Below are 24,791 nucleotides of genomic sequence, written 5' to 3'. Positions count from 1 at the left end.
GTTGGCGGGAGGAGGCAGGTGGCCGAGGGAGGTCTGGCGGTGCTGAGCAGCGAGATCCTGGAGTACTACCGGCAGGGCGGGGAGCGCGAACGGCTGGCCGCCGGTGCGGGCAGGTTGGAGTTCCTGCGTACCTGGGACGTGCTGACCCGGGTGCTGCCCGCCGCACCCGCGACGGTGCTCGACGTCGGCGGCGCCACCGGGGTGTACGCCGAGCCGCTGGCGCGGGCCGGCTACCGGGTGCACCTCGTCGACCCGGTGCCGGAACACGTGGCGGAGGCGGCGGCCCGACCCGGCGTGACCGCCACCGTGGGGGATGCCCGGGCGCTGCCCGCCGCCGACCACAGCGCCGACGCCGTGCTGCTGCTCGGGCCGCTCTACCACCTGCTGGCACGCGACGACCGGGTCGCGGCGTGGCGGGAGGCGGCCCGGGTGGTACGCCCCGGTGGTGTGGTGGTGGGCGCCACGATCAGCCGCTTCACGTCGCTGTTCGACGGTTTCGTGAAGGACTACTTCAGCGACCCCCGGTTCCGGCCGCTGGTGGAACGGGCGCTGGTCGACGGGGTGCACCACAACGCCGACGCCGGCCGGACGTGGTTCACCAGCGCCTACTTCCACCGTCCCGAGGATCTGGCCGACGAGCTGACCCAGGCGGGGCTGGTGGTGCGGCGGCAGGTCGCGGTGGAGGGTCCGCTGTGGATGACGGGCCCGCGGTTGACCGAGATCCTGGCCAGCCGACAGCTGACCGACCTGCTGCTGGAGATGTTGCGCCGAATCGAGGACGAACCGAGCCTGCTGGGTGCCAGCAGTCACCTGCTCACGGTCGCTGTTCCCCGCTGACCGGGACGCAGTACACGTCGCCGGAGTTGGTCTCGTGCGGCAGCGCGAGCAGACGGGTCGCCATCTCCTCGGCGGACGCCCAGCGCCCCACGGTCAACGACTTGTGGTCGCCGAGCGCCACGTCGAAGCCGCCGAACCCGAGCATCGTCAACCGGTCGAGGCAGCGCAGCGCCACCGACCGGCCGATCGTGGTGAACTCGAACGACAGCGCGGGCAGCGGGCGGCTCAGGCCGGCGAGCACGGCGTCCTCGAAGCCCTCCACGTCGATCTTGACGAAGGCCGGGGTGCCGTACTCGGCGATCAGCGCGTCGACGGTGGTGACCGGAACCTCGATCTGGCCGTCCCACACCTGGTCTTCCCAGCCGCCGGCACCGGCGGCCGCCGCCACGAAGTCGGGGGAGACGGTCGACACGGTCGGGTTGGCGGAGTTGACCAGGAACCCGACCCGTCCCGGCTGCGCTCCGCAGGCCGCCTCGACCAGCCTGACCTGGTCGTCGTCGCCGTAGATGGCGCGCAGCGCCCGCAGGCACAGCGGCTGCGGCTCCACGGCGACGACCCGGGCGCCGAGCCGCCGGAAGCTGCCGATGTGGTCGCCCACGTGCGAGCCGATGTCGAAGACCAGGTCACCGGGGCGCACGAACCGGGCGTAGAAGGCGTCCATCGCCGCGTCGCGTCCCGGATCGCCGTAGTAGACATCGAGCGACCGGCGCAGCGACGCGGTCGCCGGATCGGCCTTGAGTGCCTCGACCGCGGCGGAGTGGGTACCCATCGGGAGCACCTTAGCCGGCCAGGGCAGCGGCCGGTCGCGCTCTGCGGGACGTTGCGTCACCCGGCGTGACGTACCTCGGTCTCCCAGATGTCGGCCCACGGGCGCCGTAGCCCACGGCACAGCCAGATCGGCCCGCCATTCTCGTCGTTGTCCACGTCGACCCGTTGGTCCACCCGCCCGGCCAGCGTGACCTCGGTGAACCAGGCCCGCAGCCGGTCCGGCCGCGACCACCCGACGGCGATCGCCACGTCGGCGCCCTCGGGTGGCCGGCCGAAGTCGGCCATGCTGTTGTGCCCCGAGTACGCGGCGGGCAGCCCGCGTGACGGGCCGTAGCGGGCCACCGCTCCCGCCTCGCCGTAGTTCCCGGTGAGGATGACGGCCCGGGCCTGTTCGTCGGCCGGCAGTTCGCGGTGCACGGCGGCGAGCGAGTCGGCGAAGGCCGGCCAGCCGATGGTCTCGCCGGCGTCGTAGTTGACCGCCACGACGAAGTCGGGCAACCGGTCGGCCGGCAGCGTGGGCAGCAGCAACACGCCGTTGCTGGCGGCGGTGAACACGACCACGGCCGCCGGCAACGCCCGGCGCAGCCGGCCCCGGGCCAGCCAGCCGGCGGTGGCCACCGCACCGGCGGCGGTGAGCACCAGCAGCAGTGGGGCGTCGTAGTAGCCCTTGCCGCCGGCGAGCAGGACGATGGCGACGACCACCAGCCATGCCCAGCCGAGCGCCCGGTAGGCCCGCCACTCGGCCCGGCGCAGCAGCGCGACGAGGCCGGCAACCCAGATCGGTACCACGAACGGACTGATGATCACGAACTGGAGGAACAGCGCGTCGAGCCGGCCGCTGTAGGAGCTGTCGCCGTCGGAGATCGCCGCCGCGACCGACAACTGGGGGAACCCGTGCGCCGCCTGCCAGATCAGGGTGGGCGCGGCGAGCAGCACGAAGACCCCGGCGGCCAGCAGCACCCAGCGGTCCCGCAGCAGCCGGCGTGGCCCGGCGAGCGCCAGCCCGGCCAGCAACCCCACGGCCAGCAGCGCGGGCAGCAGCTTGTTGAGCATGCCGACGCCGAGCACCGCGGCGACCGCCAGCGCCCAGCGGCTGTCCCCGGTGCGCAGCAGGACCACCGTGCACAGCGCGGCGGCCAGCCAGACCAGCAGGTCGACGGTGGTGGTGCTGAGTAGGTGACCGCTGGCCAGGACGATGCCCGAGGTGCCGCCCAGCAACGCGGCCAGCGTCTGCGCGCCCCGCCCGGCGCCGAGCTGCCGGGCGATCGCCGCGACCAGCAGCACCGCGCCGCCGGCCATCAGCGCCGAGGGGGTACGCAGGGCGAGCAGGCTTTCCGGCGCCACCGTGTCGACCAACCGGGCCAGGGCGGGCACCAGTGGCCCCTGGTCGACGTAGCCCCAGTCGAGGTGGCGTCCGGCCAGCAGGAAGTACAGCTCGTCGCGGTGGTAGCCGTAGCGGGGCGCCAGCGCCAGCAGGACCAGTGTGACCGCCCCGGCGACCAGCCACGGGCCGGTGGCCCGGGGGCCGGGGGTGGGCGGAGTCCGGTGCGGCACGTCCGAAGTCCGGGTTTCCGGCATCGCCGATGCGGTCATGGCGTCCATTGTCGGGCACCGCGACCGCTCGCGGGCCCCTGGTTTCCCTGCCCGGGCAACGATCCCGCGCCGGAATATCTTGTTAGCCTCGTTGGATGACCTCCCCGTCGCCGGGTCGCCCGTCGGACCTGATGTTCCTGCTCAGTTGGGCCAGTCACGCGCTGCGCGTGGAGCATGCCGCCGGCCTGGCCGAGTTGGGCATCTCGCCGCGGGGTCACTGTGTGCTGCTGCGGGCCCGGATCGGCGGCCTCACCCAGCGGCAGATCGGCGAGCTGTGCGGGGTGGACAAGACCACCATGGTGGTGACCCTGGACCAGTTGGAGGCGGCCGGGCTGGCCCGGCGCGTGCCCTCGCCGACCGATCGGCGGGCCCGGTTCGTCGAGGTCACCGCGGAGGGGGAGCGGGTGCTCGACCAGGCCCAGCAGATCGCCGGACGGCTGGAGCAGGACGTGCTCGCCGCAATGCCGGAAACCGAACGCGAGGTGTTCCTGCGGGCGATCCAACGCCTGGTCGGCGGACGGCTCTCCGGCGGCGGAGCGTGCGGGGGATCCGGTTCGGTCTGCTGATCCGGTCATCGCCCGACGGCCGGGGCGCGGCACGCCGCGTCGCCGGCCGTCTTTTATGTTCCCGACTCAGATAGTTCCGTACAAGACTATCTGATACGGTCTTGATTGTTGGTGTCCCCGATCGAGGAGCAGCCATGAGCAGCACCACCGTGCACCCCGTCAGCACCACCACCTCGAACCTGCGTCGCCGCGCCGCGGGGGTGGCCGCGACCGTGGTGGCCTGCGCCGTGATCTGGATCGTCGGCGCCATCGCCGGCGTCGACTACGCGGTACGCAGTCCGGGGCAGCCGGAGATGGTCGTCAACCTCATCCCCGTGATCGTCTTCTCGCTCGGCTCGGCGCTGCTGGGCTGGGCGGCGCTGGCCATCCTGGAGCGGGTCGCCGGACACCGGGCCACCGGCATCTGGTTCGCCCTCGCGGTGGTGGTGACGCTGCTGTCCTTCGCCCCCCTCTTCCAGGTCGACGCCACCGGCGGCGCCAAGGTCGCCCTGGGCGTGATGCACCTGGTCGTACCGGCCGTCCTGATCGCCCTGCTGCCGAAGCGCGACCACTGACCACAGGCGACACTGATCATGGGCGACCCCGCGCCCGGCCGGGTCGCCGCGAACCGGCCGGGGCGGGCGCCAACGGCGATCATGAAGCCGTCGGCGCGCCTGATCGTCAACCGCCACCCGAGCTGAGAACCTTTTTCACATGCGCTCGCCTGACACCCCGGTGCTGTACCGCCCGCCGGCCCATCCCGCCCTGCCCGGTGGGCCGACCGCCGTCACCGAGGCGTGGTTGCGCAACCGCCGACTCAGCGAGCACACCCGCGACGCGTACCGCCGGGACGTCGCCGGCTGGCTCGCCTGGTGCACCGCCCGCCACCTCGACCCGCTGCGGGTGAACTTCCTGCATGTCAACGAGTACGGGCGGGCGCTGGAGAGCACCCTGGCCGCGCGTACCGGCCGCCCGCTGACCCCGGCGACCGTGGCCCGCAAGCTGTCCGCCCTGTCCAGCTGGTACGACTTCCTGGTCAAACTGCGCGCGGTCGACACCAACCCGGTCGCCGGCGCCGACCGGCCCCGGATCGACCGGGACCACTCGGCCACCGTGGGCCTGACCCCCGACGAGGTCGACGCGCTGCTCGCCGCCGCCGAGGCCGAGACCGGGCCGATCGCCGCCCGCAACCGCGCCGCCATCGCCCTGCTGGCCGACCTCGGGCTGCGGGTCGGGGAGCTGGTCTCGCTGAACGTCGACGACCTCGGCGTGGAGCGGGGGCACCGCAGCGTGCGCTTCGCCGGCAAGGGCGGCAAGGCCCGCCGCCGGGCACTCACCCCCGGCACCGCGTACGCGGTGGACGCGTACCTGGCCGAGCGGGCCGCCGACCAGGGCCTGGACGTGCCGCAGCTCACCGGGGCGTTGCTGGTCACCACCAGCGGAGCCCGCCTGGACCGGCACTCGGTGTTCCGGCTGGTCCGCCGGCTCGCCCGCAGCGCCGGGATACCCGCGTGGGCCCGGCTGTCGCCGCACTCGCTGCGGCACGCCTTCGCCACCACCGCCCGCGCCGAGGGAGTGCCGCTGGAGGACGTGCAGGACGCGATGGGCCACGCCGACCCGCGCACCACCCGCCGCTACGACCGGGACCGGCACAACCTGGACCGGGACCCGGCGTACGCCGTCTGGGCCGCCCGCGCCCGCCGCCGCGGCTGATCCGCGGCCAGCCCGGTCAGGCCCGATCCGCCGGGCGGACCGGCCGCCCCGGCTTTCCGCCCGCCGTCGCGGCCGATTCTCTACGGTCGGATGGTGTGGGCGCTGCGCAGCCGTGGAGCAGGCCGGCCCGACGACGCCAACCGGTGCGGGCCGGGCTCGTCTTCGTCGGCGCCGGGGTGGCCCTGTGCTGCATCGGCGTCGCCGGCCTGGGCGCCTGGAACGTGCAGGTGGTCACCCAGGCCGCCGGACCGGTCCGGGAAACCGCCGACGGGTTCCTGCGGCAGGTCACCGCGGGCGACACCGACGGCGCGTACGAGCAACTCTGCGCCGACTCGCGCAGCCGGTGGAGCCAGCTCGGCTTCACCAGCTGGGTACGCACCCCGCCGGTGGTACGCGACTACGAGATCGTGGACGTGTCGGTGGCCACCCGCGGCGGCCGCCCGCACGGCACCGTCAAGGTGAAACTGACCCGCGACACCGGCAGCACCGAGCAGCGTGACCTGACGGTGGTGCAGGAGCACGGCGACTGGCAGGTCTGCGGCGACCCGTACTGATCACACCCCGACCGGTTCGGTGGACTCGACCAGCCGACCGTCGCGCAGCACCAGCACCCGGTCGGCCAGCTCCACCAGCGTCGGGTCGTGCGTGGCCACCAGGGCCGTCATCCCCCGGGCGTGCACCAGCGCCCGCAGCAGGTCCATCACCGCGCGGCCGGTCTCCGAGTCCAGCTGGCCGGTGGGCTCGTCGGCGATCAGCAGCGCCGGGTCGTTGGCCAGGGCCCGGGCGATCGCCACCCGCTGCTGCTGCCCGCCGGACAACTCGTACGGCCGCTGCCCGGCGTGGCCCCCCAACCCGACCAGCTCCAGCAACACCGACACCCGCTCCTCGCGCTGTGCCGCCGGCACCTTCGCCAGCCGCATCGGCACCCCGATGTTCTCCGCTGCCGACAGGATCGGGATCAGCCCGAAGGACTGGAACACGAAACCGATGCTGTCCCGGCGCAGCCGCAGCAGGTCCCGCTCGCCGGCCGAGGTCACCTCGTGGCCGGCCACCCACACCCGCCCGGAGGTGGGCCGGTCCAGGCCGCCGATGAGGTTCAACAGGGTGGTCTTGCCCGCCCCGGAACGTCCCCGCACGGCGACCAGCTCGCCCCGACCGGCTCGCAGCGACACGTCCCGCACCGCGTGGACCACCCGGTCGCCGCTGCCGTAGTCCCGACACAGCCCCTCGACCCGGACCAGATCCTCACTCATGCCGCCGCCCCGCTCCGCTCGCCGCCGGCCTGAGCCGGTTCCGTACCGCACCGATGGTTCGCCCGCTGCCACTCGCTCACGGCGTACCCCTCTCCTCGCCGGAGCGGACCTGCACGTGGTCCGGCTCCAGGGTCAGCTTCACCCGGTCCCGCAGCGCCAACGCGTCGACGAAACCGGCCGGCAGCTGCATCCGACCGGCCCGGTCCAGCACCGCGTACTCCTCGGTGACCAGTTCCTCGACGCCGTCGGCGCCGACCCGCGCGGTGCGGTGCACCTCGGAGGCGGTCCGCCCGTCGCGGATCGCCACGGTCCGCCGGACCTGGGAGGCGACCTGATGGTCGTGGGTGACCACCACGATGGTCACGCCCAGCTCGGCGTTGATGGTGCGCAGCGCGGTGAACACCTCCGCGGCCGTCGCCTCGTCCAGCTCACCGGTCGGCTCGTCGGCGAAGAGCACCTCCGGGTCGTTGGCCACCGCCACCGCCACGGCGCAGCGCTGCTGCTCGCCGCCGCTCATCTGCCCCGGCCGGCGGTCCGCGCAGTACCCGACGCCGACCATCTCCAGCAGCTCCGTCGCCCGCCGCCGGCCCGCCCGGCCGCCCCGGCCGGCCAGCCGCATCGGCAACTCCACGTTCTCCCGGGCGGTCAGGTACGGCAGCAGGTTACGTCCGGTCTGCTGCCACACGAACCCGACCGTGTGCCGCCGGTACCGCAGCCGCTTGCGCGCCGACATGGTCAACAGGTCGAAGCCGGCCACCCGGGCGATCCCCGCGGTCGGCGTGTCCAACCCGGACAGGATGTTCAGCACGGTGGACTTGCCGGACCCGGACGCGCCCACGATGGCCACCAGCTCACCCCGGTCGACGACCAGATCGAGGCCCTGCAACGCGACGACCTCCACCCCCTCCGTGGTGAAGATGCGTACCAGGCCGTCGCAGACGATGTGCCCGCGCAACCGGTCGGCGCCGCCGGCGCGGGCTGCCGCCCGTTCCGCCGCCCGCCGTTGCAGCGTCGCGAGATCCGGTGCCTCCCGTACCATGGTCATGCCATCACTCCGCTTCGCTCCGCGCCGACCTTCTCCGGCGCTGGTTGATTCGCTCGCCGACGCTCCCTCACGCGTTCTCCTCTCCCAGACGCAGCACCTCGCCGAGGCGCATCCGTCGGTTCACCACGTTCTCCGCGGCCAGGCCGGCCAGCAGGCCGAGCACCACCAGCGCCAGCACCCCGCCCACCACCAGCGGGTCCAGGTGGTCGCGTATCGGCACGCCGGGGGCGAACGCGGACAACCCGAGGGTCGAGCCGAGCAGCCGGGGCAGCGCCATCCCCACCGCCCCGCCGGTCAGGGCCGCGACCACCACCAGCGGCACCAGCTCGTACACCAGCAGCCGGCGGCCGTGGGCCGCGGACAGGCCCATCGTGCGCAGCCGGGACAGCATCCGGCCCCGGCCGGCGGCGTCGGCGACCACCGCGAACCCGACGGCGAGTACGGCCAGTGCCGTGCCCCCGGCCGCGCCGGCGGTGAACGCCAGGGTCAGCACCTCGTTGGCCCCGGTGCGTTCCAGCCCCTCCCGGTACGCCCGCCGGGTCTCCAGGGTGGCCGGCAGCTGCGTCTGCGTCACCTCCACGCCGAGCACCGCGGACTGCCGCCGGCGCTGCTCGGCGTCGGCCACCTCCAGCAGTTTCGCCTCGTCGATGTCGTCGCCGGCGATCAGGTACCGGTTCGGGATGATCGGCGTGAACTCGTACTCGGGCAGCGCCTGCCACGGCAGCACCACGAACCGGTCGACGCCCAGTCCGACGCCGGGGAACGTGTCGGCCACCCCGGCCACGTGGAACTCGTACAGCCGGTTCTGGACGTCGGCCACCGCACGGTCGCCGAGGTCGGCCGCCACGTTCGGGGAGACCACCGCGGGCACCGGCCCGGCACCGCGGGCGGCGGAACGCAGCGCGGCCGGCACGTCGACGTCGACGCCACTGCGGGCCACCACCTCGGCGAACGCCGGGGCGTCCACCACCAGCACCCGTACCGGGCGGAACACCGTGGCCTGCGGGCCGGTCTCCGACAGCAGCCGCCGGTTGGAATCCACCCACACCCGGGTCACCGTCTCCACCCCGGCCACTCCGGTCAGCGCGTCGGCCGCGTCCGGTGGGAAGGCGTACCCGGCCAGCCAGGCGTCGGCCGGCACGGCCAGCGTCGCGGCCCGGTCCCGGGCGGCGGCCACCGTGGTGGCGACCACCCCACCGAACACGCCGGTACTGACGGCGACGATCAGCACCGCCAGCGGTCCCAACGCCACCGGCGCGCCCCGGCCGGCGCGCGCCACACCGAGGAACAGCAGCGCACCCCGGGCCCGCCCGGCCAGCCGCCCCACCAGTCGCAGCGGCCACGGCAGCAGCCGGATCGCCACCAGCGCGGCGGCGACCGCGACCAGCACCGGCACCGAACTGAGGTACGCGTCGACCCCGCCCGCCGGGTCGATGCCACGGCGGCGCAGCAGCACCACGCCCAGGCCGGCGAGCACCAGCACGCTGGCCTCCACGGTCAGCCGGCGCACCGACGGGCGCTGCCGGATCAGGTCGCTCCGGCCGGCGACCAGCCCGCCCCGCCGCTGGGCGAGCACGGCCAGCACCGGCACCACGGCGGTGGTGAGCACCGCCAGCAGCAGCACCGCCCACGGCGCACCCTCCGACCGGCCCGGCACCCGGGTGGCGACCAGCCAACCGAGCAGCACCGCGACGGGCTGCACGAGTGCCGCCTCGGCGAGGGTGCGCCGGCCGATCGCGGCCAGCGAGGCACCCCGGGCCCGCAACAGCGCCAGCTCCTCGCGGCGGCGTTGCACCGCCAGGCGGGCGGCCAGCAGGATCAGCCCGAGCAGGCTGGCGACCAGGCCGGACTGCGCGATGGCCAGCAGAGCCCGCACCGCGTGCAACTGTTCGGCGAACCGGATCAGGGTGATGTCCAGCGACGTCTGCACCGTCGAATCGGGCAGCCATGCGATCCGCCGGGTGTCGGCCACCGCCGCGGTCACCGCTTCCATGGTGGTGGTGTTCAGCCGCCGCTCGTCGAAGCGGTACCGCCACTCGTAGGTGGCCGGCGCGCCGCTGCCGACGGCCACGGTGTCGATCCCGGCCCAGTCGGTGACCGCCGCGGCAAGGTACGGCTCGCCGTCGGCGACCGGCGCGACCGGGTCCAGCGCCAGCAGCAGGTCATCCCAGACCGGGTCGCCGACATCGCGTGGGTCGAACACCCCGACCACCTGCGCCTGCGCCCGCTTCAGTCCGCCGGGGCCGGTGAAGCGCAGCCAGCTGCCCGGGCGCAGCGACAGCATCTCGGCCACCGCCGCCGACACCGCCAACTCGGCGGGACGTCCCGCCTCGCTGCGGGGCCAGCGGCCGGCGGTGAGGTCGGCCGCGTCCTCGACCCCGGTCTGCGCCCGCAGGCCGACCTTCTTGACCGCGCCACCGTCCATCGGCGGATCGTCACCGGTGGCGCTGAGCAGCTCCTCGTCCAGCCTGGCGGCGTACCACCGGCGATCCACCAGCTGCGGCAGCGGCTGCGGCAACGCGTCGGCGAACCGGTCGAGGTCGGCCTGACCCGCCGCGGCACCCACCGGGTCGTCGGGTTGCTGTTCGACGGCGATCGACACGTCGCGGACCAGGTGCGGCAGCCGGGTCACATCGGCGTGCAGACTCCGGTCGGCGTACCCGTTGGCCAACCGGGGTACGGCGGTCACCAGCAGCGCCGCCACCAACCCCAGCACCGCCAGCAGACCCACGTGGGCGCCGTACGCCCTGACCCGCCTCACGATCACCGCGACCGCCTTTCGTTCGCGACTGCGGGGCTCGCAAGCTCACTCCTCGCGCTCACCGGTCCTCCCCGATACGGAGCTGGGTGGCGGCCAGCCGCCGCCGCATGGTCATCGACACTGCGGCGCTGAACGCCAGCGCCAGCAGCAGCAGGCCCAGACCGGTGGCCACCACCGGTGGCCAGTCGACGCTCAACAACGGCGGCGGGTGCGGGCGGTTGGCGGACGGGGTGAGGATGACCAGCGGCGCCATGGTCGCGGCGACCCCGACCCCGACGGCCAGCCCGACCAGCACGCCGATCCCGGCCAGGAACGACTGCTCGGCCAGCAGCGACCTGGCCACCAGGCGGTGTCCGGCGCCGAGGGTGTGCAGCACGGCCAGCTCGGTGGCCCGCCGGCGGGCGGTGGCGCTGACGTCCACGGCCACCCCGACGGCGGCCAGCAGCACCGCGGCCAGGGCGGCGGCGAACAGGGCACCCCGGGCGCCCACCCCGAACGGGTCCCGGGCCAGTTCGGCGGCGACGTCCTCGCGGTCCAGCACGGTCAGCCCGCCGAGCGCGGCAGCGGCGGTGGCCGCCTGCTCCGCCTGCCCCGGCCGGGCGGCCAGCCACCACTCCTCGGGCGAACGGACGATGCCGCTGTCATGGAAGATCCGGGTGCTCAGCGACGGCAGATCGACCAGCAGTGCGGCGTCCTCGGCGTCGCCGGGCACCGCGGCCACGGTGTCGACCAGGGTGATGTTGACGTCGGCACCACCGAGGAACATCTGGGTCTGCGTGCCGACGTCGCGGCGCAGCGCGGCGAGCGCCTGCGGGGTGGCCACCGCCGGCACCAGGCCGCTGGCAGCCGGCCGGGAGATGCCCAGTTGCAGGCTCTTGCCGCTGGCGTAGAAGTCCGACGTCTCGCCGCGGTAGCTGACCGCCAGGGCGCTGCCGGTGGCCGTCGGCGACGCCACCTGGCCGGACCGGTCGACCATCCGCCACGGCCCGTCGGCCGCCAGGTCGACCGGATGGCCGGGCGAGGCGTCCGGACTGGCCCGCAGGTCGGTCAGCCGCCAGTCGAACGTCATCCGATCGCTGCCGACGGTCTCGGTGGTGAACCCGGCCAACCGCCACGCGTCCCCGGTCGGCAGCTCGACGGAGAAGCGCAGCGGTTCGCCGTTCTGGGTGGCGCCCAGCAGCAGCCGCCGGTGTCCGTCTCGCGGCCCGGCGAGCACCACGTGGTGGCGTACCGGCGCGACGACGCCGAAGGGGGAGGTGACCTTGGTGAGTAGTTGCCCGGTCAGCCGCCGGGTGCCGGGCGGCAGCGGAGTGTCCGGCGCCGTCACACGCGCGTCGGCGAGGCGATCGAACAGCTTCTCGGTGGAGCCGCCGGCCAGGTCGGGGCGGATCCGCACCACCTGGTCGGCGGTCTCGGCGTCCACCGCCAGCACGGTGACCGGCTCGGAGTCCGGCCCGACACGCAGGCGGTCCCGCCAGGCCGCCAGGACCGACGCCGCGCCGGACAGATCGGCGAGCTGGTCGGCCCGGTCGTCGGGGGCGGAACCGTTGACCTCGGTCAGTCGCAGGTCGGCGCCGACCTGGTGGGCGGCCTGGTCGTCGAGGGACCGTCGGGAGGTGCCGGCGAGGGACCAGGCGAGGGTGCCGACCGCGACGGCGAGGGCGAGCAGCAGCACCGGCCCGGCGTGCGGTCGCCGGCCGGCCTGCCAGGTGCCGAGCATGGTGGCGGTCCACGGTTTGCGGTCCACCCAGCGTTCGGCGAGTCGGATCAGCGGGGGCAGCAGCCGCAGGGCGAGCACCGCCCCGGCCAGTACCCCGAGCGTGGGTGCGGCAGCGAGCAGCGGGTCGATGCCCAGCTCCCCGCCGCGGGAGCGGGCCAGCGGTGAGGAGTATCGGCTGAGCTGGTACCAGGCGAGCAGGGCCAGGCCGACCAGCACGATGTCCAGCCCGGCCCGCTGCGCCATGCCGCGCCGGCTCGGTCGGGACCGGCTGGCCAGGTCGGCGACGTAGCTTCCGCCGCGACGCAGGCTCGGCCCGATCATCGCCAGCGCGCAACCGGCGGCCGCGGCCCCGGCCACCAGCCAGACCATCGAGTCGGGTGAGACGTCCGGGCGCAACGACACGGCGGCGAGCCCGGGTAGCCGGCCGGCGGAGCCGAGCAGCTCGGCGACGATCAGCGGGGCCAGGGCCGCGGCGGGCAGGACCACCAGGGTGGCCTCCCGGGCGGTCAGCCCGGCCAGCTGCCAGCGACTGGCACCCCGGGCGCGCAGCAGCGCGGTCTCGCCACGGCGGTGCTCGGTGAGCAGGATGGCGACCAGCAGCAGCGCGTACCCGCCGAGCACCACCACCAGCAGCATCGGGGTGACCAGCGCAGACCGGCCGACGAGGGTGGCCTGCTGCAACCGGGGCACCAGGCTGACGAGGTCGCTGGTGGCCAATGCCGAGTCACCGAGGCCGGCCGCCGCCGGGGTGGTGGTGATGATCCGGGTGGCGACCTCGGCCAGCCGGTCCAGCTCGCTGGTGGTGTTGATCACGGAGAGGTCGGGCTCGACCAGCCAGCCGGCGGAGGCGTTGGCCAGGAAGTGGGTGACGAAGTCGTCGCGGTGCACGGTGATCGGGCCGTAGGTGGCCGCCTGCGGCAGCGAACCGGTCGCCGCCTCGGGTGCGAGCCGCCAGTACGCGGCATCGGGGTCCACGGGGGTGAACACACCCACCACGGTCACCTCGGTGACCCGCTCGGTGAGCCCGTCGGTGATCGGGATGCGGTCGCCGACGCCCACCCGCAGCGCCGCGGCGGCCGGTGCGGCCAGCGCGGTCTGCACCGGGGTCGCGTCGGCCTCGGGCCAGGCGCCGGCGGTGAGCTGGGCGTGCGCGGGCAGGTCGTCGAGGAACATCACCGACGCGTAGATCTTGCCGGTGCGGTCGGCGACGGCGTCGCCGGTGTCGCCACGCAACTGCCGACCGGCCGCGTATCCGGCGGTGGTGACCTGGGCGGCCAGCCCGTCCAGGTCGGTCCGCAGCCGGTCCCGTAGGGCGGTGTCGCGCTCCCGCAGGGCCTCGTCGGTACGCCCGGCGGAGGCCCGCACCAGGACCGACCGTTCCTGGGCGGTGGCCGCGGCGAGCACGTTACGGGTGCCCGAGTCGACCACGTCCCGGTTGTACGCGGCCAGCCCGGTGAGGGCGACGGTCGCCACCAGTGCCGCCCCGGCCGCGGCGAGCAGCAGCCCCTTCGTGCCGCGGGCGCGCCGCAACGCGAACCTCATTCGTCCTGTACCCCCGCCGGTTCTCGGGCCGGGTGCGGCCCCTGGTCGCCATGTCGTCATGCACCAGAAGTGGCGGGCCACCGGGAAAGGTTCGCAGCAGTGATCGTTTCGTTATCCGGGGCCGAGGTCGCCGGCGCGGTGGTGCCGCCGGCAGAGCACCTGGTATCGGACCTCGCCGGTGTCGACCGTGTCGCCGATGACGACCTGCTCGCCCTCGCGGACCACGCGTCCACCCGCGACCCGGGCGTTGAGCAGACCCTCCCGCCCGCACCAGCAGAGCACCTCGACCTGGATGCGGGCCACCGAGTCGGCGAGCTCGAACAGCCGCTGCGCGGCGGGGAACAGGCAGGACCGGAAGTCGGTGGCCAGGCCGAAGGCGTACACGTCGACGTCGTAGCTGTCGACCAGCTCGGCCATCTGCTCCACGTGCTCGACCGAGTAGAAGCTGGCCTCGTCGCAGATCAGGTAGTCCACCCGTACCCCGTCGGCCCAGGCGTCGTGGACCAGGGCGCGCAGGTCGAGCGAGTCGGTGACCTCGATCGCCTCGTGGGCCAGCCCGATGCGGGTGGTGACCTGCGGGCCGAGCGAACGGTCGATGCGGGTGGTGACCAGGCCGCGGCGGCCCTGCCGAGAGTGGTTGTAATTCATCTGCAGCGCCATCGTGGACTTGCCGCAGTCCATCGGCCCCCAGTAGAACCGCAGCGCGGCGGCGTGCGCCGGCCGCCCGTCGACGCCGCGGGCGGCGACGCACCCGGCCGGGTTGTCGCCCGGCCCGGCCAGCGGAGGTCGGGCCAGGCAGGTCGGTACGGCGTCGTCAGCGGTCGTCACGGACGGGCAGCCTAGTCGATCGGCGTCCCCGAGCCGATCATCGGCGGGTCGGCGATGTGGGTCAGAGCACCCGCGGCGGGGTGTTTCCGGCGGCCACGATCGCCCGGCGCATCGGGACGGCCAGCAGCAGCAGGAAGCCGACCACGAAGAAGATCAACAGGGAGACCAGGCCCACCCGGTACGAGCTGGTCAGCTGGAACACCAGGCCGAACGCCGCCGGCCCCAGCCAGCTGGTGCCCTTGTCGCTGATCTCGTAGAAGCCGTAGTACTCGCCCTCCTTGCCGGCCGGGATCAGCTGGCTGAACAGCGACCGGCTCAGCGCCTGACTACCGCCGAGGACCAGGCCGATGCCCGCGCCGAGCACCATGAACGGCAGCGGCGCCTCGGCGGGCAGCCGGAACGCCGCGACGATCACCGCCGTCCACAGCACCAGGCTCAGCAGGACCGTCTTCCACGCGCCGATCCGACCGGCCAGGGCGCCGAGCCCCAACGCGCCGCCGAAGGCCAGGAACTGCACCAGCAGGATCGTCACGATCAGGGTGCTCTGCCCGAGCCGCAGCTCCTCGGTGCCGTACACGCTGGCCAGGGTGATGACGGTCTGGATGCCGTCGTTGTAGACCAGGAACGCCAGCAGGAAGAACAGCGTCAGCGGGTACGCCTTGACCTCCCGCAGGGTGCGGCCGAGCTGCCGGAACCCGTCGGTGAGCACGTTGCCGCGGCCACCGGCGGCGAGCGCGGCGGCGGTCGGGTGCTCCCGCAGCCAGCGCAGCGGCACCAGGGTGAACGCCGCCCACCACAGGCCGGCCGAGACGATCGACCAGCGGGCCAGGTCGAGGGTCCGCTCGGGCGTGCCGTTGTCGAACGACTGCACGGCGACGAGGTTCAACGCCAGCAGCAGACCACCGCCGAGGTAGCCCAGCGCCCAGCCCCGGCTGGAGATGGCGTCGCGTTCGTCCGGCCCGCCCAGCTGGGGCAGGAACGAGTTGTAGACCACGATCGCCGCACCGAAGCTGATGTTGGCCACCATGAACAGCGCCCCGCCGAGCAGGTACCGGTCACCGGTGACGAACAGCATCCCCATGGTGGCGCCGGCGCCGGTGAACGCGGCACCGGCCAGCAGCCGCTTCTTGTGCAGCGACCGGTCGGCGATCGCCCCAATCACCGGCAGGACGAAGACCGTCAGCAGCACCGACAGCGAGATCAGGTACGGGTAGTACGAGCCGGCGGCCACCTTGATGCCCAGCGGGTAGACGTACCCGGTGCAGTCGCTGGCACCCAGCTCGCACCCGGCGGCGATCTTGGCCACGCTGGTCAGGAACGGCCCGAGGAACACCGTGATGACCGTGGTCTGGAAGGCCGAGTTGGCCCAGTCGTAGAAGTACCAGCCGGTCCGCTCACGGCGGGTGCTGGTGGGGGGTGGGGTGTCGTCCTGCGCGGCGGGGGTCACCGTCTCGGCCATGTGGGGTCCTTGCCCGGGTGATCAGGCGGCCCAGTGGCCGCGGCTGCGGTAGACGTCGCGCAGCACGCCGACGTGGTCGGTCATGATGCCATCAACACCGAGATCAAGTAACTCGTGCATCTCGGCAGGTTCGTCGATCGTCCAGACGTGCACCTGCAACCCGAGCCGGTGGGCCATCCGCAGGAACCGGCGGTCGACCACCGGCACCCGGCCGTAGCGCACCGGCACCTGCGCGGCCACCACCGACGGCGGCAGCCGCACCGGCCGGCCGGTCAGCGAGGCCCACCGCAGCCGGGCCACCCCGCGTACCCCGAGGCTGGTCGCCACCCGATGGTGGGTGAGGGCCCGCAGCCGGGCCAGCCGGCCGTCGCTGAACGAGGCCAGCAGCACCCGGTCGCCGGCGCCGGCCCGGGCCACCGTGGCCACTGTCGGCGCCACGCCCCGGTCGGACTTGACGTCGATGTTGAACCGGACCTGCGGCCACGCGTCGAGCACCTCGTCGAGGCGGGGCACCACGGCGGAGCCGCCGACGCGTACCGAGGCCAGGTCGGCCCAGCGCAGCGCGGCCAGCCGACCGCGCTGCCCGGTCAGCCGTTCCAACGTGTCGTCGTGGAAGATCACCGCGACGCCGTCGGCGGTGCCGTGCACGTCGGTCTCCACGTACCGGTAGCCCAGGTCGACGGCGCGGGCGAAGGCCGCGGCGGTGTTCTCGTCGCCGTCGGCGGCGCCGCCACGGTGGGCGAACGCCAGTGGCGCCGGGGCGTCGAGATACGGATGACCAGATGGCACGCTGCGCAGTATGCCCGGCTTCGGTGACCGGCGGGCGACCGGGCGGCAGGCGGCGGGCCGGTGCCGACACGGCCGGTGGCGGATACCGGACAGTGACCATCGTCATTCGGTCCGTCACCGGCACCATGTGTCGGTGATGCCATGGCCGCCGCCCGAGCAGCCCGCGCGGTCGGCCACGCCCCCGGTGGCGTTGACCGCGCACCCGGTGAATCCGCTGCCACCCCGGATCACCCCACCGGCCGTGTCGGCACCGGCCCGCCGCCTGCCGCCCGGCACCTGGGTGTTCGTGCCGATGGCGCTGGCCGCAGGCAGCCGGTGGGGTCAGCTGCTGATCCTGGGCTGGGTCAACGACCTGCCCCGGGCCGGGGGCCTGGCCGGTATGGCGTCGGAGCTCACCGGGATGCTCCTGCGCGGGTTGGTGTGGCCGCGGTGGAACCTCGAACTCATCGAGTACCGGCTGCCGGACAACGTACGCACCCTGCTGTTCCTCGGGATCACGGTGTGGCTGCTGAGCCGGCTGGCCGCCCGACCCGCGCCGTCGCGGGCCTACCAGGCGTTCGCGGTGTTCGGCGCGGTCACGGTGAGCGCGCTGGCCGCCGTGCTCGGCGGCGCCGCCGCCGTCCTGCTCGTCACCGACGACCCCATTCTCCGCGGCGCCCCGGAGTCGTGGCTGCCGAGCGCCGTTTTCGGCGCGTTCCTCGCCAGCCTGGCCTACGGCCCGCTGCTGGCCTGGTGGGCCACGACCCGACGCGGCGCGGGCGACCGCCGCGATGACGGGGGACGTACGAGATGACCATGCCGTCGAACCCCACCGCCGTGCCGGCACAACGCCCGCCGCGCCGGCCGGTCGACAGCGAGGCCACCCGATACCTGTGCGCCGCCGCGCACACCGACGAGCGGTTCGCCGACCGGGTACTCGACGAGGTGTTCGGCGACGAGCTGCGCGCGGTGGCCCCCTCGGTGGGCTTCGACCTCGCGCCGGTGCTGCGGCACTGCCTGACCGCCCGTCACCGGCGCCGCCGCCGCGACCTGCGGCTGCTCGTCCTCGGGGGCTTCGCGCTGCTGGCCGCTCCGCTGTGGACCGTGTTGGCCGGCGTCGCGATGCGGGTCGGGGCCACGCTGGCCTCGGCCCGCCCGACCCGGCAGAGCCTGCTCGGTCCGCTGCTGGCGATGGTTTCCGTCGCGCTGCTCGCTCTCCTGCTGCTGAGCCAACTCACCCGTGTCGACGCCGACGGCGGCCTGCCCGGCTGGCTGATCGGCCGGCCCTGGCTGGCGCTGCCGCTGGGCATCGCCGCGTTCCTGGTGCTCGTGCTGCACCTGCACGGCACCCGGCAACTGCTGGTGACCCGGCTGCGCGGTAACCGGTTCGACGCGACGGCACCCGACGACGTGCCGCTGCCACGGTCGTACGCCGACCGGCTGGCCGCCGTCTCCGAGGCGCAACGCGGCAACGTCACCATCTACGGCGGGTACGTCCCGTTCGTCGGGCACGGCACGCCGGTGGCCGGCTGGTCGTTCGCCCTGCCGATCCGGCCGGCCGAGCAGGTCGGCGGGGCGGGCCGCCCCGCCGAGGACGACGCGTCGGCGCCGTTCACCGTCCTCGAACTGATCGACCATGTTCGGCAGCGTCTGACGGCGCTGGACGCCGCGGCGGGACCGGACCGGCTGGCCGGGCTGACCGTGGCGGACCGCGTCTTCGTCGGCGGTCGGCTGCTGACCGGTGACCCGCGGCTGCTGCCGCACCGGGAGCGCATGCCACGGCACCGCTGGTCCGACGGGGAGGTACGCCAGGTCGCCGCCAACCCGCAGGGGGCGGCCCGGCACTACCTGTGCGCCCAGGTGCCGTCCTGGGGTGCGGAGGTGGTGGCGAGCACCTTCCTGCACTTCTCCACCGACGGGCGGCTGCTCTACCTGGAGTGCGCCCGGACGGTGCTGGAGCCACCCCGGTTGGCCTATCACGACGTGGACCGGCTGACCGAGTGGCTGCCGTCGCGCCACCTCGTGCACCTGCTCGCCACCGCCACCGCCCGGCTGCTGCCCACCGCGTTCGGCGCCCCGGGCCGGCTGATCGACGACCTGGTGCAGGCGCTGCGCCACGGACCTCGACAGGCACGGCTGCGCCGGCTGGCCCGCGAGGACCTCGGCCACGACTACGGCGCCCGGGTGGGGGTGCGGGAGCTGGCAGCCGGCGCCGACTACCACAACTACTTCCAGGTGCTGGACGCCGCCAAGCACCTGAAGGTGGTGGAGCGACACGTCCTCGCGGCGATCGTGGACTTCCTCGACGACCGGGGCCTGGACACCGCCGAGTTCCGCAACCGGCAGATGACGATCCTCAACCACGGGGTGGTCCAGACCGGTGGCCTCAGCGTGGTCGGCAACCAGGCCGTGGGCACCGGCGCCCGGGCCGAACAACACGGCCAACCGGCAACCGGCGGCGAGCGGCCACGCCCAGCGTGAGAGCAGGGGTGAGAGACATGTCGGAGGCATCGGCGAACTACGGCATCCAGCAGTCAGGTGGGGTCAGTCAGGTCGGTAACCAGGCGGTCGGTCCGGGGGCGCACGCGGTCGGGGGTGCCTTGTGGGCCACGGCGCCCGGCGTCGACGTGCCGGCCCTGGTCGCCCGGCTCGTCGAGGTGCTCGACCGGCACCGCGACGAGCTGCCGGACGCGACCCGGGCGGTGGCCGCGGAGCTGCGTCTCCAACTGGCCCGGCAGAATCCGGAACCGGCCCGGGTGACGGCGCTGTTGCAGCGGCTGGCGGCCCTGGCCGCACCGGTGGCGCCGGTCGCCTCGGCGGTCACCGAGGTGCTGCGCGCGGTGCAGCAGGCGAGCTGAGGCCGACCGGGCTGCCCGCCGCCGGTGTTCGGGATCGGTGCCCGGTCAGCCGGTGGCGGGTCGGCGACGGTGGGAGCGGCTGGTGTCGGCCGGCCGGCCGGGGTCGACGTGCCGGGGCCGGCCGGGCTCGTCGGGGCGCAGCGGGGCGAGGGTGTCGGTGAGAGCGTCGATGATCCGGTCGGTGGCCAGCCGGGCCGCGCCGGGTACGCCGTGGGTCAGGTCGGACAGGTCCACCGGGTCGCCGAAGTGCACCCGTACGGTGGGGCGCCGCACGAGTGCGCGGGCGACGCCCCGCAGCAGTCCCTTGGGCGCCCGGTAGGGCAGCACCTCGTGGGAGCCCCACTGGGCGACCGGGATGACGGGGGCGCCGCAGGACAGCGCGAGCCGGGCGGTGCCGGTCTTGCCGCGTTCGGGCCACAGGCCCGGATCCAGGCCGATGCGTCCCTCCGGGTAGACCAGGATCGGCGCGCCGCCGGCGGCCGCCGCGGCCGCGTCGTCCAGGGCCCGGTGTACGCCGCTGGTGCCCCGGTCAACGCGGATGTGCCCGGCGCGGCGCATGGCGGCGCCGATCACCGGGGCGCGGAACAGCCCGCCGGTGGCCATGATCCGGGGGGCCACCCGGCGGGCCCGGCAGGCGGCGGCCAGCACGATCGGGTCGAACGGGCTGATGTGGTTGGCGGCCAGGATCAGGGGCCCGCCGCGCAGCGGGGCGGGGATGCCGCCGGTGACCTCCAGCCGGGCCAGCAGCCCGACGACCAGGCGGGCGAGCAGCTGCGCGGCACGCCAGATCAGCGGCGGCTGCCAGGGGGAGTGGGCCGTGTCCATCAGCCGGTCATGGTCGCACGGCCGGGGTCACCGGCGGGGGTCAGGGCGGGGCGTACGGCAGAGGTGATCAGGGTCATTGGTCCCGGGCCGGTTCGGGCCGCCCGCCTCTGCAAAACGACGTACGACGGGCTGTAGTATTTACTACGTCTCGTAGTACGACTGGCTGGGGGTTCGCAGGTGGACGCATTGGACGTCGCCCGCTGGCAGTTCGGTGTCACCACCGTCTACCACTTTCTCTTCGTACCGCTGACCATCGGCCTGTCCGTCCTGGTCGCCATCCTGCAGACCCTCTGGCACCGCACCGGCGACGAGAAGTACCTCAAACTCACCAAGTTCTACGGCAAGCTCTTCCTGATCAACTTTGCCATGGGCGTGGTCACCGGCATCGTGCAGGAATTCCAGTTCGGCATGAACTGGAGCGACTACTCCCGCTTCGTCGGCGACATCTTCGGCGCACCCCTGGCCATCGAGGCCCTGGTCGCCTTCTTCCTCGAATCCACCTTCATCGGCCTGTGGATCTTCGGCTGGGACCGGCTGCCCAAACGCCTGCACCTGGCCAGCATCTGGGCCGCCGCGATCGGCACCAACCTGTCCGCGTACTTCATCCTCGCCGCCAACTCGTTCATGCAGAACCCGGTCGGCTACTGGGTCAACCCGGAGACCGGCCGGGCCGAGCTGACCGACTTCGTCGCCGTGCTCACCAACAAGGTCGCCCTGATCACCTTCCCGCACACCATCGCCGGCGCCTTCCTGGTCGCCGGATCCCTGCTGGTGGCGGTCGCCCTGTGGCACCTGATCCGCAACCGCGACAGCGCCGACACCCCCGCGTACCGGTTCGCCGCCCGCTTCGGCTCCTGGGTCACCCTTATCTCGGCCGCCGCCGTCGTGATCACCGGCGACATCCAAGGCAAGATCATGACGCAGGTGCAGCCGATGAAGATGGCCGCTGCCGAGGGCCTCTACACCACCGAGAGCCCCGCCTCGTTCTCCGTACTCACCGTCGGCAGCCTCGACGGCACCCGGGAACTGTTCGCCATCAAGATCCCGTACCTGCTGTCCTACCTGGGCACCGGCGACCCCAACGGCACCGTGCACGGCATCAACGACCTCCAGGCCGCCTACACCGCCCAGTACGGCCCCGGCAGCTACACCCCGATCATCCCGGTCACCTACTGGAGCTTCCGCTTCATGATCGGATTCGGGCTCGCCGCCGCCGCCATCGCCCTGCTGGTGCTCTGGACCCAACGCAAGGGCCGCACCCCGACCAGCAAATGGCTGCTGCGCGCCGGCCTGGCCATGCCCGTCCTGCCGCTGCTGGCCAACTCCTTCGGCTGGATCTTCACCGAGATGGGCCGCCAACCCTGGATCGTCTTCGGCGAGATGCTCACCCGCGACGGCGTGTCCCGCAGCGTCTCCCTCGCCGAGGTGCTCACCTCCTTCGCCGCCTTCACCCTCATCTACGCCACCCTCGCCGTCATCGAGGTGAAACTGCTGATCCGCTACGCCAAGGCCGGCGTACCCGACGTCACCCCCGACCCCGAACCCGACGACACCGACGACGCCGAGCGCCCGCTCGCCTTCGCCTACTGACCCGGAGCCCCACCGTGGAACTGACCACCATCTGGTTTCTCCTCGTCGCCGTGCTGTTCACCGGCTACTTCATCCTCGAGGGCTTCGACTTCGGCGTCGGCATGCTGCTGCCCGTACTCGGCCGCGACGACCGCGAACGCCGCGTAATGATCAACACCATCGGGCCGGTCTGGGACGGCAACGAGGTCTGGCTGATCACCGCCGGCGGCGCCATGTTCGCCGCCTTCCCCGAGTGGTACGCCACCCTCTTCTCCGGCTTCTACCTGCCCCTGCTGCTCATCCTGCTGGCCCTGATCGCCCGCGGCGTCGCCTTCGAGTACCGCCACAAGCGCCCCGAGGCCGCCTGGAAACGCCGCTGGGACGCCGCCATCTTCTTCGGCTCACTCATCCCGGCGATCCTGTGGGGCGTCGCGTTCGCCAACATCCTGCGCGGCGTACCCCTTGCCGCCGACCACGAGTACGCCGGCGGCCTGCTCGACCTGCTGCACCCGTACGCCCTGCTCGGCGGCGCGACCACCGCGGCCCTGTTCCTCACCCACGGCGCCGTGTTCGTCGCCCTCAAGACCGTCGGCGACATCCGGGACCGCGCCGCCGCCCTGGCGGTACGCCTCGGCGTGGCCGCCGCCGTCCTCGCGGTGGCGTTCCTGACCTGGACGCTGACCATCCGCTCCAGCACCGCCGCCGTCGTGCTCGCCGTCGGGGCCGCCCTCGCGCTGCTCGGCGGTCTCGCCGCCGCCAAGGTACGCCGGGAAGGCTGGGCGTTCACCGGCACCGCCGTGGCGATCGCCCTGGCCGTGGCGACCCTGTTCGCCGCGCTGTTCCCCAACGTGCTGCCGTCCACCCTGGACCCGGCCGGCACGCTGACCGCCACCAACGCCGCCTCCACCCCCTACACCCTGAAGATCATGACCTGGGTGGCGGTGTTCTTCACCCCGATCGTGCTGGCCTACCAGGGCTGGACGTACTGGGTGTTCCGCAAGCGCATCGGCGTGGCCCACATCCCCCAGCACTGAGACGGCCGGGCCGGCCGGGTCACCGGCGGGTACCCGACGCGCCCACCGGCATCGCCGCCCACCCGGACCGGGACAGGTCAGGCGCCACCGGCCGGGCCGAGGCGACCGGCCAGTGGCTCACCACGTAGCCGAGGGTGAGGACAGCGAAGAAGGTACGGGCGTTGAGGTCGCCGGACACGCTGACGCACATCGTCTCGAAGGCGAGCAACGCCAGGGTGAGCACCGCCGCAGGCTCCACCCGGGCGCTGCGCCAGAGCCGAACCACCACCCACAGCAGCAGCGCGACGAGGACCGCACCAGGTATCCAGCCGGCCTCGGCGAACACCTCCAGGAACAGGTTGTGCGGATAGCGGTACACCACGATCGCCGCGTGGTCGGCCCAGTGGCCGAAACCGACCCCACCCGGGTTCGCCATGATCAGGTCGATCGTCGGCCGAGCGAGTTCGACACGCTGCGACGCCTCCAACTCGCCCTGCGGGTCGTAGAGCGCCGCACCGAACCGGGACGCCGCGGGAATCCACTGGAACACGACCGCGAAGTACCCGCCGATGCCGGCGGCGAGCCCGACGACCGCCGCGCGGCTCGCCCGGGCCGCAGGCGACGCCAGGGTGATGACGACGAGGGTGGCGATGGCCAGGGCCAGCACCGGCCCCCGCGAACCGGTCGCGTACAGACCCGCGACGAGCAGCACCGCAGCGCCGATCACCACCGGCCGGGGCAGGGCCCGACGATAGGTCAACCACAGCAGCGCCACCGCGGGGGAGCCGATCGCCCTGGCCAGCCAGATCGGGTTGCTGGCGCCGTCGCTTCCGACAGCGCGACCGGCCGGGTCGACTCCGCCGACCAGAGCGAAGATCGCCAGCAAACAGCCGGAGACCACCCACACCTTCGCCCAGGTGGTGACGTCCCGCCGATCGCGCAGCAACATCACCGCCACCGCAGTCGGCACCGTGAACAGGAAGAAGCTGCTCACCTTCGTGCTGCCGTAGTCGTTGGTGGGTGGCGTGACAAACGCCGGGACAGCCACCACCGCAGCGAGGACCACCGCGAACCGCACCGCCCGGTGCACCACCGGCAGCCCGGTGACGACCGCCCACAACAGGACCGGAACCAGCATCGCGGCCGTCAGCGTCACCACCGGAATCCCGCGCGCCGGAATCAGCGTCCCGACGAGCAGAAGCGTCAACGCGAACGCCTGAAGCCGCGGCCGGACACGACTGCCTTCGCGCACGTCATCCCCCTACTGACGCTGCCCCGATCCCGGCCGGGTGGCGCGTCTGTCTCGATCCGACAAGCGAGAGGGGGTGGTCGTGCAACGAGAGGGGTCCCCGCAGCGGCGGGACAAGCCCACCGTCCCCGATCGGGCACCCACCTGCGGCAACGTTGCCGACCAAATACCCCATCGGACGCACACACCGCGCCCGACGGCGATCGGCGGCGGCCGAACAGGCAACCACCGCATATCCTTCTCACCCACCACACCCCACCGAAGGGCTGACCCGATGACCCGCGCCCACCGCTACGCCACCACCGTCACCTGGACCGGCAACCTCGGCACCGGCACCAGCGGCTACCGCGACTACCGCCGCGACCACGACGTCACCACCGACGGCGCCCCACCGATCGCCGGCAGCTCCGACCCCACCTTCCGCGGCGACCCCACCCGCTGGAAC

At 73.5% G+C, this 24,791-nt stretch carries 21 protein-coding genes; 10 read left to right on the top strand and 11 right to left on the bottom strand.

The window, feature by feature from the left end; translation table 11 throughout:
* Positions 1–39 precede the first annotated feature (39 nt).
* Complete coding sequence (locus C1I95_RS16050) at positions 40–837, top strand: class I SAM-dependent methyltransferase (protein WP_111214645.1); 798 nt, start codon at positions 40–42, stop codon at positions 835–837.
* On the opposite strand, the gene C1I95_RS16045 is transcribed toward C1I95_RS16050, so the two are convergent.
* A complete protein-coding gene (locus tag C1I95_RS16045; RefSeq protein WP_111214643.1) occupies positions 815–1,606 on the bottom strand; it encodes an FkbM family methyltransferase in 792 nt (263 codons plus the stop codon). The two genes, C1I95_RS16050 and C1I95_RS16045, sit on opposite strands and share 23 nt — an antisense overlap.
* 56 nt (positions 1,607–1,662) lie before the next feature.
* A complete protein-coding gene (locus C1I95_RS16040) occupies positions 1,663–3,198 on the bottom strand; it encodes an ArnT family glycosyltransferase (protein ID WP_111214644.1) in 1,536 nt (511 codons plus the stop codon).
* Positions 3,199–3,293: 95 nt separating this feature from the next.
* On the opposite strand from C1I95_RS16040, the gene C1I95_RS16035 reads away from it, so the two are divergent.
* From C1I95_RS16035 to C1I95_RS16020, 4 genes are all read left to right on the top strand, one after another.
* Entirely contained in the window at positions 3,294–3,764 is a 471-nt protein-coding gene (locus C1I95_RS16035; RefSeq protein WP_111214642.1) for a MarR family winged helix-turn-helix transcriptional regulator, read from the top strand.
* A 134-nt stretch (positions 3,765–3,898) separates the two neighbouring features.
* A complete protein-coding gene (locus tag C1I95_RS16030) occupies positions 3,899–4,318 on the top strand; it encodes a DUF6069 family protein (protein ID WP_111214641.1) in 420 nt (139 codons plus the stop codon).
* 139 nt (positions 4,319–4,457) lie between these two features.
* Positions 4,458–5,456 carry a tyrosine-type recombinase/integrase gene (locus C1I95_RS16025; RefSeq protein WP_111214640.1) on the top strand — a complete coding sequence of 333 codons (999 nt, stop codon included), beginning with the start codon at positions 4,458–4,460 and terminating at the stop codon, positions 5,454–5,456.
* Positions 5,457–5,551: 95 nt separating this feature from the next.
* Positions 5,552–6,010 (top strand): Rv0361 family membrane protein, encoded by a 459-nt coding sequence (locus C1I95_RS16020; RefSeq protein WP_111214639.1) that lies wholly within the window; start codon positions 5,552–5,554, stop codon positions 6,008–6,010.
* Here the strand turns inward: C1I95_RS16020 and C1I95_RS16015 are convergent, their stop codons facing one another.
* The 7 genes from C1I95_RS16015 to C1I95_RS15985 all read right to left on the bottom strand — a co-directional run bounded on the left by C1I95_RS16015 (position 6,011) and on the right by C1I95_RS15985 (position 16,853).
* The gene (locus C1I95_RS16015; RefSeq protein ID WP_111214638.1) at positions 6,011–6,709 is read right to left on the bottom strand and encodes an ABC transporter ATP-binding protein; all 699 of its coding nucleotides are present in this window, start codon (positions 6,707–6,709) and stop codon (positions 6,011–6,013) included. It lies immediately after the preceding gene.
* A gap of 76 nt (positions 6,710–6,785) precedes the next feature.
* Complete coding sequence (locus C1I95_RS16010) at positions 6,786–7,754, bottom strand: ABC transporter ATP-binding protein (RefSeq protein WP_111214637.1); 969 nt, start codon at positions 7,752–7,754, stop codon at positions 6,786–6,788.
* A 67-nt stretch (positions 7,755–7,821) separates the two neighbouring features.
* Positions 7,822–10,521: an ABC transporter permease family protein gene (locus tag C1I95_RS16005; RefSeq protein ID WP_111214636.1), complete on the bottom strand. Its 2,700-nt coding sequence runs from the start codon at positions 10,519–10,521 to the stop codon at positions 7,822–7,824.
* A 52-nt stretch (positions 10,522–10,573) separates the two neighbouring features.
* Positions 10,574–13,777, bottom strand: a complete 3,204-nt coding sequence (locus C1I95_RS16000; RefSeq protein WP_111214635.1) for an FtsX-like permease family protein — start codon at positions 13,775–13,777, stop codon at positions 10,574–10,576.
* A gap of 111 nt (positions 13,778–13,888) precedes the next feature.
* Positions 13,889–14,572, bottom strand: a complete 684-nt coding sequence (locus tag C1I95_RS15995; protein ID WP_438941315.1) for a thymidine kinase — start codon at positions 14,570–14,572, stop codon at positions 13,889–13,891.
* Between the two features lie 94 nt (positions 14,573–14,666).
* Complete coding sequence (locus C1I95_RS15990; protein WP_111214633.1) at positions 14,667–16,064, bottom strand: MFS transporter; 1,398 nt, start codon at positions 16,062–16,064, stop codon at positions 14,667–14,669.
* A gap of 21 nt (positions 16,065–16,085) precedes the next feature.
* The gene (locus tag C1I95_RS15985) at positions 16,086–16,853 is read right to left on the bottom strand and encodes a glycerophosphodiester phosphodiesterase family protein (protein ID WP_111214632.1); all 768 of its coding nucleotides are present in this window, start codon (positions 16,851–16,853) and stop codon (positions 16,086–16,088) included.
* Between the two features lie 133 nt (positions 16,854–16,986).
* On the opposite strand from C1I95_RS15985, the gene C1I95_RS15980 reads away from it, so the two are divergent.
* From C1I95_RS15980 to C1I95_RS15970, 3 genes are read left to right on the top strand one after another with little or no spacing between them, the layout of a single operon-like run.
* On the top strand, positions 16,987–17,646 hold the full coding sequence (locus C1I95_RS15980) for a hypothetical protein (protein ID WP_146605737.1): 660 nt from the start codon (positions 16,987–16,989) through the stop codon (positions 17,644–17,646).
* Positions 17,643–19,313 carry an AbeC-like domain-containing protein gene (locus C1I95_RS15975; RefSeq protein ID WP_146605736.1) on the top strand — a complete coding sequence of 557 codons (1,671 nt, stop codon included), beginning with the start codon at positions 17,643–17,645 and terminating at the stop codon, positions 19,311–19,313. Before C1I95_RS15980 ends, C1I95_RS15975 begins: the two co-directional genes overlap by 4 nt.
* Positions 19,314–19,330: 17 nt before the next feature.
* Entirely contained in the window at positions 19,331–19,690 is a 360-nt protein-coding gene (locus C1I95_RS15970; protein WP_111214629.1) for a hypothetical protein, read from the top strand.
* A 45-nt stretch (positions 19,691–19,735) separates the two neighbouring features.
* Here C1I95_RS15970 and C1I95_RS15965 read toward each other — a convergent pair whose 3' ends face one another.
* Positions 19,736–20,515, bottom strand: a complete 780-nt coding sequence (locus C1I95_RS15965) for a lysophospholipid acyltransferase family protein (RefSeq protein WP_111214628.1) — start codon at positions 20,513–20,515, stop codon at positions 19,736–19,738.
* A 177-nt stretch (positions 20,516–20,692) separates the two neighbouring features.
* Here C1I95_RS15965 and C1I95_RS15960 point away from each other — a divergent pair, with 177 nt between their 5' ends.
* Together C1I95_RS15960 and cydB are read left to right on the top strand one after the other, a co-directional pair.
* Complete coding sequence (locus C1I95_RS15960) at positions 20,693–22,105, top strand: cytochrome ubiquinol oxidase subunit I (protein ID WP_111214627.1); 1,413 nt, start codon at positions 20,693–20,695, stop codon at positions 22,103–22,105.
* Positions 22,106–22,119: 14 nt separating this feature from the next.
* Positions 22,120–23,118 (top strand): cytochrome d ubiquinol oxidase subunit II, encoded by a 999-nt coding sequence (gene cydB, locus C1I95_RS15955; protein WP_111214626.1) that lies wholly within the window; start codon positions 22,120–22,122, stop codon positions 23,116–23,118.
* A gap of 19 nt (positions 23,119–23,137) precedes the next feature.
* Here the strand turns inward: cydB and C1I95_RS15950 are convergent, their stop codons facing one another.
* On the bottom strand, positions 23,138–24,304 hold the full coding sequence (locus C1I95_RS15950) for an O-antigen ligase family protein (protein WP_146605735.1): 1,167 nt from the start codon (positions 24,302–24,304) through the stop codon (positions 23,138–23,140).
* Positions 24,305–24,791: the final 487 nt, after the last annotated feature.

Source organism: Micromonospora craterilacus (genome assembly GCF_003236315.1).
GTDB lineage: Bacteria > Actinomycetota > Actinomycetes > Mycobacteriales > Micromonosporaceae > Micromonospora > Micromonospora craterilacus.
The sequence above is the reverse complement of the archived record's forward strand: the minus strand, read 5'-3'. Positions and strand labels throughout refer to the sequence as shown.

Coding starts and splice junctions, on each gene's coding strand:
- C1I95_RS15975 (WP_146605736.1), top strand. CDS start 17,643: ATGACCATGCCGTCGAACCCCACCGCCGTGCCGGCACAACGCCCGCCG.
- C1I95_RS15965 (WP_111214628.1), bottom strand. CDS start 20,515: ATGGACACGGCCCACTCCCCCTGGCAGCCGCCGCTGATCTGGCGTGCC.
- C1I95_RS16045 (WP_111214643.1), bottom strand. CDS start 1,606: ATGGGTACCCACTCCGCCGCGGTCGAGGCACTCAAGGCCGATCCGGCG.
- C1I95_RS16035 (WP_111214642.1), top strand. CDS start 3,294: ATGACCTCCCCGTCGCCGGGTCGCCCGTCGGACCTGATGTTCCTGCTC.
- C1I95_RS16025 (WP_111214640.1), top strand. CDS start 4,458: ATGCGCTCGCCTGACACCCCGGTGCTGTACCGCCCGCCGGCCCATCCC.
- C1I95_RS16000 (WP_111214635.1), bottom strand. CDS start 13,777: ATGAGGTTCGCGTTGCGGCGCGCCCGCGGCACGAAGGGGCTGCTGCTC.
- C1I95_RS15970 (WP_111214629.1), top strand. CDS start 19,331: ATGTCGGAGGCATCGGCGAACTACGGCATCCAGCAGTCAGGTGGGGTC.
- C1I95_RS16010 (WP_111214637.1), bottom strand. CDS start 7,754: ATGACCATGGTACGGGAGGCACCGGATCTCGCGACGCTGCAACGGCGG.
- C1I95_RS16015 (WP_111214638.1), bottom strand. CDS start 6,709: ATGAGTGAGGATCTGGTCCGGGTCGAGGGGCTGTGTCGGGACTACGGC.
- C1I95_RS15990 (WP_111214633.1), bottom strand. CDS start 16,064: ATGGCCGAGACGGTGACCCCCGCCGCGCAGGACGACACCCCACCCCCC.
- C1I95_RS16030 (WP_111214641.1), top strand. CDS start 3,899: ATGAGCAGCACCACCGTGCACCCCGTCAGCACCACCACCTCGAACCTG.
- C1I95_RS16040 (WP_111214644.1), bottom strand. CDS start 3,198: ATGACCGCATCGGCGATGCCGGAAACCCGGACTTCGGACGTGCCGCAC.